The sequence below is a fragment of the Arenibacter lacus genome (genome assembly GCF_008711145.1).
Lineage (GTDB): Bacteria > Bacteroidota > Bacteroidia > Flavobacteriales > Flavobacteriaceae > Arenibacter > Arenibacter amylolyticus.
Map to the genome: position 1 here is coordinate 21,055 of NZ_VVIN01000040.1, position 12,000 is coordinate 33,054.

At 37.5% G+C, this 12,000-nt stretch carries 10 protein-coding genes; all 10 read left to right on the forward strand.

Annotation, left to right across the window (positions count from 1 at the left end):
- The first annotated feature begins 1 nt into the window (after position 1).
- The 10 genes from F1E73_RS11955 (at position 2) to F1E73_RS12000 (ending at position 11,266) form a co-directional block, all read left to right on the forward strand.
- Complete coding sequence (locus tag F1E73_RS11955; protein ID WP_150452019.1) at positions 2–568, forward strand: acyltransferase; 567 nt, start codon at positions 2–4, stop codon at positions 566–568.
- 3 nt (positions 569–571) lie between these two features.
- Entirely contained in the window at positions 572–1,729 is a 1,158-nt protein-coding gene (locus F1E73_RS11960) for a carboxylate--amine ligase (RefSeq protein WP_150452020.1), read from the forward strand.
- Positions 1,730–1,734: 5 nt separating this feature from the next.
- Positions 1,735–2,580: a polysaccharide deacetylase family protein gene (locus tag F1E73_RS11965; RefSeq protein ID WP_150452021.1), complete on the forward strand. Its 846-nt coding sequence runs from the start codon at positions 1,735–1,737 to the stop codon at positions 2,578–2,580.
- A 178-nt stretch (positions 2,581–2,758) separates the two neighbouring features.
- Positions 2,759–3,658, forward strand: a complete 900-nt coding sequence (locus F1E73_RS11970; protein WP_150452022.1) for an NAD-dependent epimerase/dehydratase family protein — start codon at positions 2,759–2,761, stop codon at positions 3,656–3,658.
- 246 nt (positions 3,659–3,904) lie between these two features.
- Positions 3,905–4,471 carry a PglD-related sugar-binding protein gene (locus F1E73_RS11975; protein WP_150452023.1) on the forward strand — a complete coding sequence of 189 codons (567 nt, stop codon included), beginning with the start codon at positions 3,905–3,907 and terminating at the stop codon, positions 4,469–4,471.
- Positions 4,472–4,478: 7 nt separating this feature from the next.
- Positions 4,479–5,150: a sugar transferase gene (locus F1E73_RS11980; protein ID WP_150452024.1), complete on the forward strand. Its 672-nt coding sequence runs from the start codon at positions 4,479–4,481 to the stop codon at positions 5,148–5,150.
- 9 nt (positions 5,151–5,159) lie between these two features.
- Positions 5,160–6,371, forward strand: a complete 1,212-nt coding sequence (locus F1E73_RS11985; RefSeq protein ID WP_150452025.1) for a polysaccharide biosynthesis protein — start codon at positions 5,160–5,162, stop codon at positions 6,369–6,371.
- 787 nt (positions 6,372–7,158) lie between these two features.
- A complete protein-coding gene (locus tag F1E73_RS11990) occupies positions 7,159–7,830 on the forward strand; it encodes a sugar transferase (RefSeq protein WP_150452026.1) in 672 nt (223 codons plus the stop codon).
- Between the two features lie 289 nt (positions 7,831–8,119).
- A complete protein-coding gene (locus tag F1E73_RS11995; protein ID WP_150452027.1) occupies positions 8,120–8,887 on the forward strand; it encodes a polysaccharide biosynthesis/export family protein in 768 nt (255 codons plus the stop codon).
- A gap of 3 nt (positions 8,888–8,890) precedes the next feature.
- Entirely contained in the window at positions 8,891–11,266 is a 2,376-nt protein-coding gene (locus tag F1E73_RS12000; RefSeq protein ID WP_150452028.1) for a GumC family protein, read from the forward strand.
- Positions 11,267–12,000 lie beyond the last annotated feature (734 nt).

The window sequence follows — 12,000 nt, forward strand, 5'->3', positions numbered from 1 at the left end:
TATGGCCAAGAAAGTAGAGTTCGTGGAATACAATCGTCCTTCAAAAATAAAATACGTATGGGAGATTTTTAAGTCAATTATTACACTAGCATGTTTAATACATATGTTGAAGCATATAGCCTTTTACATAGTCAACAATGTTGTTGGCAAGCAGAAAGTTACTAAAGGTAAGAATAACAAGATTCACTCTACTGCAATTTTCAGGCAAGGAGAAAGGATATCTATTGGTAATAACTGTCTAATTAACCATAATAATGTTTTGCAAGCAGGTAAGGAAAATGGTAAAATTATTATTGGTGATAATGTAATGACGGGACCAAATGTTATGATGTTTTCTTTTAATCATGGCATGATGAAAAATGATGTCCCTATGATTGATCAAAATTATATTGACGGAGATATTATTATTGAAGACGATGTATGGATTGGCGCTGGTGTTGTGATATTAAAGGGTGTGAAAATTTCAAAAGGCGCTGTTGTTGCATCAAATGCAGTTGTAAATAAAGATGTGCCAGAATACGCAATAGTAGGAGGCGTTCCTGCTAAGTTAATAAAATACAGAAAATAATTTATGAGAATTGGTATATTAGAAGGGCATACAATTCAAGCAATTAATGCAGCTAAAAGTATAAAGAAGTTAGGTTATAAAGTGATTCTTTTTTATGAATCTAAAAACTCCTATGGGTATTACACAAAATATGCTGACGAAAAAGTTCTTGCTCCTTCTGTAGAAAACAACGAAAACGAATTCCATAGTTTCTTTAATAGCTATTTAGAAAGCAATACTTTAGACGTTGTTATTCCTATGTTCGACTTTTCAGCTCAGTATTTAAGTAAACATAAGGATACACTTATTGAAAAAATTAGATTTGTTATACCAGCATTTGACATTTTTATTACAGGATTTGATAAAAATAAATTCATGAGGTTTTGTAATGAAAATAATATACCCCACCCTAAGACTTTCCATGTAGATGAATTTGAAATAATAAAATCAGAAATAATATTTCCTGCAATAATAAAACCTAACATTACCTATGGTGCACGTGGCTTTGCAGTTGTTAATTCATTAGCAGAATTAGAAATAGAACTTCCAAATGTTATATCAAAATTTGGGGATGCACATATTCAAGAATTTATTCCAGCTGGAGGGAGGCAATACTTAGTAGGTATTTATATGAAGGATGGAGAATTGATTAATTCGACACTAATTGAAAAAATGAGGTACTATCCAATAAAAGGAGGAAGTAGTTGTTTTAACAAATCAGTTAAAAGTGATGAATTGGTTGAAATATGCTACAAGGCTTCTAAAGCACTTAATTGGAACGGATATGCTCATTATGATTTAATTGAAGACCCGAGAAGTGGAGAGATAAAGATTATGGAATTGAACCCAAGGATACAAGGCGCCATAAAGTCTTCTTATATAGCTGGAGTTGATTTCATTAAGAATCTTGTTGAAGACTCTCTTGGACAACCTGTTACAAAGTTTGAATACAATCCCGGATCTTATCTTAGATATTTGGGACTAGATCTTTTATGGTTTTATTCATCTTCAGAAAGGTTGAAAGTTAAACCATCTTGGTTTAAAGGATTCTTTTCCTCAAATCATTATTTACAAGAAGGAAGTTTAGAAGATATTAAACCTTTATTATTTGGAACGTTATCGGGATTATTTAAACAATTAGATCCGAGATTTAGGAAAAGTAAAAAAGGAATGAATCAATAAAGGATATGAATATATTAACATTCGACATAGAGGATTGGTATAATCTAGAATTTGAGACTGAGGATTTTAACTGGGACAAATACGAAGTTAGAATTTATGAAGGTGTAGATAGAATTTTAAATAGATTAGAAAAAGACAATCTGAAGGCCACTTTTTTCTGTTTAGGTTGGCTAGCAGAAAAACACCCTGAAATTATAAAGCGAATAGACAACCATAACCATCATATTGGTTGTCACTCCTATCAACATCAACTCTCATTTAGATTTACAAAAGAGCAGTTTAGAGAAGATACAGATAAGTCTAAAAAACTGCTAGAAGATGTTATTGGAAAAGAGGTGAATGCCTTTCGCGCTCCAGGATTTTCAATTACAAAAAATAATTTATGGGCACTTGACACACTTGTACAGTTAGGGTTCAAGTATGATTGCTCAATCTTTCCTGCCAACCACGATTATGGAGGGTACCCTGAATATGGCATGACTGGACCAGCATTGTTTAGACTTCCTAGTGGGGATATAAAAGAGTTTCCTATGAACTTTAAAGAAGTACTTGGAAAGAACTTGGTTTTTTCTGGTGGTGGTTATTTTAGGCTTTTTCCTTACTGGTTAATAAAAAAATGGAGCAAGGAAACGCCCTATTTGATGACTTATTTTCATCCTAGAGATTTTGATCCAGACCAACCAGATTTTCCAAATCAAAAAAAAATAAGGAAGTTTAAAGGTTATGTGGGATTAAAGAAATCCTTCTCTAAATTCAGTCAATATCTTGAAGATTTTGAGTTTATTGATGTTGAAAAAGCAGACTTACTGACAGATTGGAACACTGTGAGAACAATAGACTTAAAAATTTAAACAAGCAGGTTCTTTCAGTTTTCCAAAGTAACAAAAGATACAAACTAACAAATAGTTATTTAGTCCAAGTTATTAATTTCCAATTAAGATGAGAATAGGGGTGGACTTTCATTCCGTGCTTAAAATGTGATTAGATACTTACTTAATAATCATGAATCGATAAGAAAGTAAAAAAAACATGGAGATATCTATTACCGGCGCATCAGGTTTTGTAGGTCAAAATATCAGTACTTACTTAGAAGCTAATCAACATAAAGTTCACAAGCTTTCTTTGCGTACTGAGGATTGGAAAGAAGCTTGCGTTAAACCAACAGATGCAATAATCCACCTCGCAGGTAAAGCACATGACACTTCCAATACCTCCGGTGAGCAAGAATACTTTAAAGTCAACAGAGATCTAACCATCGACGTTTTTAATGCGTTCCTGCTGTCATCTACAAGAGATTTCTTCTTCTTCTCTTCGGTTAAATCTGTGGCAGATACAGTGGAAGGGGTGTTAAAAGAGGAGGTTGTTGCAAACCCCTTAACTCCTTACGGGCAATCTAAATACGAGGCGGAACAGTATTTATTAAAACAGGCACTCCCAGAAGGTAAGCGATTATTTATCATTCGGCCTTCTATGATTCATGGTCCTGGAAATAAAGGGAACTTAAATTTACTTTATAAGGTAGTGAAAAAAGGAATCCCATGGCCTCTTGCTGCTTACCATAATGAGCGTTCCTTTTTAAGTATCGATAATTTATGTTATCTCATTGAGGAAATGTTGAGCCAGCAGAACTTGAGTTCGGGAGTTTATAACTTCGCAGACGACAATACAATATCTACCAATACATTAGTGAGTATCATCTCAAAAGTGTTAGAGAAGAAGCCCAGGTTATGGAAGCTACCTACTGGTTTAATAAATAATATGGTTAAAATAGGCGATATATTGCCCTTACCCTTAAACTCCGAGCGTTTAAAAAAACTTACCGAATCATATGTTGTTTCAAATGAAAAAATCAAAAATGCTCTTGGTATAGAAATGCTACCCTTGACAGCTGAAGAAGGCCTACTAAAAACCATTAAAAGTTTTAAATAAAATAATCATTCTTATATGGTATACGGTCCAATACTTTGGAGGCGTCGATTATAGACGACATGCATCGGTTAATTGAAATCGAGTTTTTTGTGATGTGTAATAGAAAGCCTAAATACCTAGGTGACTAACCCTAACAATGTTAGGCGTGTGTAGATACGAAGTTCTTTTATCCGTTCTACATTGTCAATATAAATAGAATTAATAGTATATAATCCTGAAAAACAATTCAGAAGAAGAAATAAATCATTGAAGCATAAGCATCTTTTAATAATTGGTTCAGGAGGTCTTGGGCGGGAGGTATTGGCCACCCTAAGACATACCAACTACATATCAAAGTATACCGACGTGGGTTTCATCGATAACACAAGTGGTAATGTTAAGGACGTTAAAACAGTTGGTGATAATGAATATATACGAAACTTAGCAATTAGTACAGATGTTATCATTGCAGTAGGGAAGGCCGCCATTAGGAGAAAGATCATTGATGAATTTAAAAACATGGAAAATATAAATTTCCCAACTTTTATTCATCCTAAGGCCTCTATTTATGACAAAGACTCCATACAAATAGGTAAGGGTTGTTACATCGGAGAGTCCTCAATCTTAACAACTGATATCACTATTGAAGATTATTGTTTCATTAATTCCAATGTCAGTATTCATCACGATTCCATTTTACGGGAGAATTGTGTTGTGATGCCAGGGGTACGTATAACGGGAGGCGCAGAAATTGGTAAAGATTCAAGATTGGGGCCAAATGTAGCGATTTCCAAAAAAGTATTAATTCCATCCAAGTCTAACATAGAAATTTAAAGAATCAATGTATTTATTTCTTAAGAGAGTATTTGATATCATATTCTCCTCAATGGTACTAATTGTTGTTTTACCTGTTTTTTTACCAGTTATGGTTCTCCTAAAGCTTACTGGGGAAGGTAAAGTATTTTATATTCAACAAAGAGTTGGAAGAGACATGAAGCCGTTCGGCTTGATAAAATTTGCAACTATGCTGGAGGATAGTGCCAACTTGCCGGGAGGAGATATAACGACCGGAGATGATCCACGTGTATTAAAGGTTGGTAAATATCTTAGGAAAACCAAACTAAACGAATTCCCACAATTCATCAATATTTTAAAAGGTGATATGAGTGTTGTGGGGCCAAGACCTATTACATTTAAAAACTATGCCTATTACAGTGAAGGTGTTCAGAATTTGATTAAGGATTTAAAACCTGGATTATCTGGTATAGGCTCTATTATTTTTAGGGACGAAGAAGGTTTTATAAGAGAGTCAAAGAAAGATGCTTTGACGTTCTATAAAGAAGATATTGCCCCCTTTAAAGGAGAACTGGAAAGTTGGTATTCCAAAAATCGAGGATTACTGACAGATTTTCTTATAGTCTATACTACAGCCTACGTAGTTGTGTTTCCTAAAAGCAAAATTGTATACCGTTTATTTAATGACCTCCCCAATCACAAAATATTTACCAAATAAAAATCTAAAATGAATTTAATAGACATACCCCATTTCATAAACACCTACATCACTAAAAGATCAGAAAGCCTTTTCCAAAGTGATATTGAGAATAAAAAAGAACAACTAAGCAATAAAATAGCTGGTAAATCCGTATTGGTCATTGGAGGCGCAGGCACTATTGGTTCCTCCTATATCCGAGCCATATTAAAGTTTAAGCCTGGAAAGCTATATGTGGTGGATACCAATGAAAATGGACTAACGGAACTAACTCGTCAGTTACGCTCCGATGCCAATATGTTCGTTCCGGAAGACTATAGGACCTACCCCATGAGTTTTGGGGATCCCGTGTTCAAGAAAATGTTCTTGACAGAAGGGCCGTTCAATATCGTAGCTAATTTTGCTGCCCATAAACACGTGCGCAGCGAAAAGGATAAGTATTCCATTGAAGCCATGATAGACAACAACGTTTTTAAGGCCAAGGAGTTTTTAGATTTATTAGTAGAAAATAAACCTGAGCATTTCTTCTGTGTATCAACAGACAAGGCAGCCAATCCGGTAAACGTGATGGGAGCCAGTAAAAAATTAATGGAGGAAGTCATTATGGCCTATAGTAAGGACCTACAGATTACCACCGCCCGTTTTGCCAATGTGGCGTTTTCTAATGGATCACTCTTAGCTGGGTATATAGAGCGCCTGTTCCAAAATCAGCCTATCTCCTGCCCTTCCGATGTGCAACGTTTTTTTGTATCCCCGGAAGAGAGTGGTCAGATTTGTATGTTAGCCTGTATGCTCGGGAATTCTGGTGAAATCTTTTTCCCTAAATTAGCTGCTGAAGAAATGGCTTATTTTAAAGACATTACCATCGATTTTTTCAAGGCATCTAATCGACCTATTCTAGAGTGCACCTCCGAAGAGGAAGCCAAACAAAAAGCACTGACCCTTTCGGAAGCAGATCCCTACCCAGTCTACTTTTTTGACACCGATACTTCCGGCGAAAAATTATACGAGGAATTCTATACGGAGAAGGATGTCGTAGATCAAGAAACCTACGATAGTTTAGGTGTTATTAAAAACGCTCGCAAGTTGTCACAAGAAGAAATCACCACCACCATAAACCAATTACAATCCCTAATGGATTCTGGGGATTACGACAAAACTGCTATTGTAGATCTACTTAAAAAACATATCCCAGATTTTGAACATATTGAAACTGGAAAGAGTTTAGATCAAAAAATGTAGAGTGGTGTTGGTGGTTTCCTGAATGTTGAAAGAACTGATGGAACAGGTTGGACTGTTGGTGGTTTTTTGTTCTTAAGATTCAAGAATTCAAGGAATAAGGCTTATTAATTTGAAGTATTCAATCTTTAAATAGGTGTAATTGATTGAAAATATAGGTTTGAAGGATTCAAGAATTCAAATAAAAATCAAGGATTTTTAATATTCAAAAATTGATTTAGGGAAGGCTACAGGTCCAGCTGGCTCCGAAAAAGCTAGAAGGAGGTAATTTCAAGATAAATCGAAGACTCCTAGCCGAAATAAATTTTTTATAAGCCAAATAGCTTATTTAAAAAACATGCCTTATGTCCAGGTAAAAGCAGGCGCAGCCAAAATCCTTAATCGCAAAATAGTGTACGAAAGCTCCGAAAACAGGAGTCCCCTTAGGGACGACGCGGAGTTTCGAACACGGTTTTTCGACCTCGGTGTCGAAAAAATTTATTGGTTAAGGCGCCTTTTTCTTTGTTTCGTTTCTTTTGGGCGAGCAAAAGAAATGAAAAAACATACAAAACAAAGAATAATGTCTTCAGTTAAGTAAAGAAGCTACTTTGTGACCAATAAACAAAAGATTATGCACGAGAAATACACAGAACCTACAATTATCGAACCTAATTCGTTTTCCAACAACGCATATCCTAATTAATAATTAGTTGAATTATTGAGTCCCAGAATTCTTCAATCCGTGTTGCAAATGAAATCCTTGAAAATATTACAATTACTAACCATTAAATAAAATTAATCAAACAAAAACATGTACAAGCTATTTAAAAGACTCTGCGATATTCTAGCCTCTGGAATAGCACTATTGATACTCGCACCCTTATTAATCCCAATTATGATTGGACTTAAATTGACTGGCGAGGGATACATTTGGTATAAGCAGGAGCGTGTGGGCTATAAAAATAAGCCATTCTTAATCTGGAAGTTTGCTACTATGCTAAAAGACAGCCCCAACATGGCTGGGGGTATCATGACCACCAAAAAAGATCCTAGAATAACCCCAATGGGTGGATTTTTAAGGACCAGCAAGATTAATGAATTACCTCAATTAATCAATATATTTAAAGGCGATATGAGTGTGGTTGGACCTAGACCGGTTATGCAAAAAAGCTTTGATGCCTATCCTCCCGAAATTCAAGACGTAATTTATAATGTTAAACCCGGTCTTACCGGAATTGGCTCCATCATCTTTAGGGATGAAGAAACCTTGATTACCGAGGTAAGTGAAAGAGGAGAAGACACCTGGGAATTCTATAAAAATTCCATTTATCCTTTTAAAGGAGAAGTAGAATTATGGTATAAGGCCAATGAATCATTTGTTACAGATGTTAAAATAATTTTTACTACCGCCTGGGTAATACTTAATCCAGATAGTGAGGTGGTTTATAAGTGGTTTAAAGGGCTTCCAAGGCGGTCGTTTTAATACCGCTGATTGTCGGAATGGCAATTGATCGGGTTTTGCCTTCCGAAACCTAGTGCAACGTAGTGTGGAACCTAACGAAGGGAGGAATCTGAAGCATTACTCCATTAATGAATTGATACATTGCTACATTAATTTATTTCATAACCAAATTGACAAATTTGCAAATCTTCAAATTAACCTCTATCCCAATTATACTCCGTAAAGATTGGAACATCCCAACAAAACCCGTAAATTTGCCGATTAATTTTTTTGTAGGACCTATCCCCATCCTACTGCCAACACAAGAACAATGAAAAAACAGTTAACCCTACTAGGACTATTGGTCCTAGTCCTGCAATCTTGCGCCACTAAAAAAGAAATCCTCTATTTCCAGGATGCCAATACCCGTGGGCCACAGAACATCACCTACGAAACTCCAAAAATTCAACCGAATGATATCCTGAATATTACGGTAGGGGCTTTGGTGCCAGAAACAGCTTTGCCCTATAACAAGCAACAACCTTCCAATACCACTTCTTTTAATAATATTGAACTCTTAAAATTACAGGGATATTTAGTCACCACAGAAGGTACTATTGTTTTCCCTGTTCTCGGTACTTTAGAAGTAGCCGACAAAACCACTTCCCAGTTGGAAAGAGAATTGCAGCAGGTGTTAGAAGATGGCGGTCACCTTATAAAACCTACTGTAAACGTTCGACTATTAAATGCCAAGGTTACGGTATTAGGAGAAGTAAGAAGTCCTGGAACCTATAGTTTTACTGAGCAACAAATAAGTCTACCCCAAGCCTTAGGATATGCGGGGGATTTAACTATTAATGGCAAGCGGAATGATGTTTTGCTGATCCGCGAGGAAAACGGGATGCGTACCGTAACCCAAATAGACTTAACTTCCTCCGATTGGTTTAATAGCCCCTATTATTATATTAAACCCAACGATTTTATTGTCGTAAACCCCAATGCCCCTAAAGTAAAAAGTGCCGGATTTATTGGTAACACTGGAACCTTGTTATCGGTTGCATCTATAATCTTATCCTCAATTATTGTAATTACCCGCTAAGCCATGAAAGAATCCCCATACCTAGTAGATGAATTTGAGGAGGAAGAATCCTTTCACCTAAAAGAAGAGCTTTTAAAGTACCTAGCTTATTGGCCCTGGTTTCTTGGAACGGTAGTATTAGCAATATTACTAGCCTTCTTTTACCTAAAATATACCACCCCTACCTACCAATCTACCGCCAAAATACGGATCATAGACGAGTCCAAGGAAATGAACATCGCTACCGATGCCATGTCCCTCCTAAGCGGAAGGTCCCAGGTGAATCTGGATAACGAGATTGAGGTTTTAAAGTCGTACCGACTTCTAGAACAGGTGGTAGAGGAGTTACAACTTAATGTTAACCACTATGCAGTAAAAGGGCTACAATCCACACAGGTATGGAACACCCCCTTCTCTATTAACACCAAGACTCCCGTTGACACCATTTCTAAACCCTTGGAGTACCGTATACGGTTAAATGGGAATACGATAGAGGTAACGGATGAGAACAAACAAAACTTCTCCCTCCCGTTACAATCTACCCCCGCTACGGATGCCTCACTTCCTTTTACTATTCAGGTTTCAGATAATTACATAGGTTCCCTTAAAGAGGACACCAATTACAAAATATCCATTGCTTCGGTAAAAGCTGCTACCATGGGGCTAATTAAAAACTTGCAGGTACAATCCACCAATAAGAACAGTGATGTTATTTCCCTCTCCTTGGTGGGGGAAAGTGTCCCTCGCTCTGAGACGATTCTAAATACCATCATTGATAAATTTAACCAGGACGGGATATTGGACCGCCAATTGGTATCTAAACGTACGCTGGACTTTATTGATGACCGGTTTATTTTCCTTACTCAGGAGTTGGATTCTATAGAAGGGGATAAAAAATCCTTTAAACAAGAGAACAACCTCTCGTATATAGAAGCAGATGCTGGGATTACCCTCCAGAAGAAGTCGGCCACCGAGGAAGAAGCCTTTAGATTAGAGACGCAAATAGCACTCTCTAAGCTACTAAAAGAAACGCTAGCCCAAGAGGGGGCTTATAGCCTACTCCCTGCCGATATTGGCTTGGAAAACTCAGGTATCAATTCTTTGGTGAGCGACTATAACCAATTGGTATTAGAACGCGATAAGATGGTGGCCAGTGCTGGGGAGAACAACCCTACCCTACTGGTAATCAACAGTCAGTTACAGCGTACCAAGCAAAATATACTACAGACTGTTTCTGCTTACCAACAGCAGTTAAATGTGTCCATGGCGCAATTGCAGCAGGAACAACGACTAACTGGCACCTCCTTTTCTCAACTTCCGGAAAAAGAGCAGTTGTTACGCGCCATTGAACGACAACAAAGCATTAAGGAGAATCTCTTCTTACTACTCTTACAGAAAAGAGAAGAAGCCGCCATTAGTCTGGCAGTTACCGCTCCATCTTTAAAGGTGGTAGACTATGCGCTTACCTCCAATATTCCCGTAGCACCTAAGAAGATGATTATCATGGCAGGTGCGCTATTAATGGGACTTTTGCTACCCTTTGGCGTCCTGTATATTCGCTTTACACTGGATACTAAGGTTCATGAACGTACGGACCTAGAACGTGCTAACCCGGAAATTCCCGTATTGGCAGAAATCCCCTTATTGGAAGGCAACAAAACCTTTATGGAGGCCAATGACAGGTCTGTGTTAGCAGAATCCTTCCGTATCTTAAGTACGAATATCAACTATATGCTCCCTAAAAAGGAAAAAGGAGACGGACAGGTGATTTATGTGACCTCTACCGTTAAGAACGAAGGGAAATCTTTGGTAGCCTTTAACCTTTCCCTGGCATTAGCCAGTTTGGGCAAAAAAGTATTATTGGTAGGGGCCGACCTAAGGAATCCCAATATTCACAAAGAATTTGAGGTATCTAAAAACTCCTTGGGACTCACGGATTACCTTTACGACCCAACAATGGATTGGAAGAAATGTGTGAACAAAGGTTATAAGGGCATGGACAGCCACAACGTGGTCTTTAGTGGTAGCATCCCTCCCAATGCCCCCCAATTATTATCGGGCGGTGGTTTTGAGAAGTTTATTGATGCTGCCAAACCAGAGTACGATTATGTAATTGTAGATACCGCTCCTACTATGCTGGTAACAGATACCTTAATCATCTCCCAAGCTGCGGACCTTACCCTTTATGTAACCCGTTCTGGCTTTACGGACAAGCGCCTATTGGAATTCTCCAAAGAGCTAAACAAAACCAAAAAGCTGAAGAATATGGGCTACCTGCTCAACGAAGTAGGCATCAAACGCCGTAGAGGCTATGGGTATACCTATAACTACGGCTATGGTTACGGCTACCATGAAGAAGCTGAGACAAAAGCTCCTTGGTATATGCCTTGGAGGAAGTAGGGATGCAAAAATAAAGCCCGTCATTTTTTAGGAGATGACGGGCTTTTTTATTGCTAGTAGTGAGAGGGTTCAGTAAACAGTAGCCAGTCGTGGGTAATCAGGGATCAAGTCCGGTTTCTTGGTTTTTAAAGAATTTTTCAAGTGGTTGTTAAACATGGGATATCATTTGATTTGTATTTCACTAGAGCACAATCATTTTGAGAAGGAATATTTCTTATGACCCAATTCATTTACACTATTAATTTCAATTAGGCTTTCTTTCATTTTCTTTGCTTGTCCAGGGCCGAGAGACAAAGGTCCAGTGTACCTTTGGAAAGAGGAGCCAGCTGTAGCGATGGCCTAAGGTGTTAAAATGCTACTTGCTAAAGTGAAGTTCTTCTAGAACCTAGTTAAAAACTCGTACCAATATTTTGTGCCAACCTTTAAGGAGCCAGCCGTAGCCAAGGCCAACGCACCAACTGGCCCCTCGTTATAAATGCAAATCGTTGCATTTACTTCTCGGTCCTCTGCAGATAAGGAATACTTAGCGAGAAAATTTCATCCTTTAAAGTCTCAAGAGTGGTATCAGTTAATTACTCCTAGACCCAGATTTTGAGATTGATCCGTAATCAGTTTTATTCAATTAACAATAAACAATTGTGTACGTCCCTGATATAGGTTGACCACCTAAAAGATCGGAAGCAAAAGAAAAGCCCTTCAAACAAAGGTTCTCGATACAAAATCCCTTCGGGATT

What these genes read in the sequence shown, in the direction of transcription:
- F1E73_RS11970 (WP_150452022.1), top strand. Translation starts at nt 2,759, where the DNA reads ATGGAGATATCTATTACCGGCGCATCAGGTTTTGTAGGTCAAAATATC.
- F1E73_RS11990 (WP_150452026.1), top strand. Translation starts at nt 7,159, where the DNA reads ATGTACAAGCTATTTAAAAGACTCTGCGATATTCTAGCCTCTGGAATA.
- F1E73_RS11955 (WP_150452019.1), top strand. Translation starts at nt 2, where the DNA reads ATGGCCAAGAAAGTAGAGTTCGTGGAATACAATCGTCCTTCAAAAATA.
- F1E73_RS12000 (WP_150452028.1), top strand. Translation starts at nt 8,891, where the DNA reads ATGAAAGAATCCCCATACCTAGTAGATGAATTTGAGGAGGAAGAATCC.
- F1E73_RS11980 (WP_150452024.1), top strand. Translation starts at nt 4,479, where the DNA reads ATGTATTTATTTCTTAAGAGAGTATTTGATATCATATTCTCCTCAATG.
- F1E73_RS11965 (WP_150452021.1), top strand. Translation starts at nt 1,735, where the DNA reads ATGAATATATTAACATTCGACATAGAGGATTGGTATAATCTAGAATTT.
- F1E73_RS11985 (WP_150452025.1), top strand. Translation starts at nt 5,160, where the DNA reads ATGAATTTAATAGACATACCCCATTTCATAAACACCTACATCACTAAA.
- F1E73_RS11995 (WP_150452027.1), top strand. Translation starts at nt 8,120, where the DNA reads ATGAAAAAACAGTTAACCCTACTAGGACTATTGGTCCTAGTCCTGCAA.
- F1E73_RS11960 (WP_150452020.1), top strand. Translation starts at nt 572, where the DNA reads ATGAGAATTGGTATATTAGAAGGGCATACAATTCAAGCAATTAATGCA.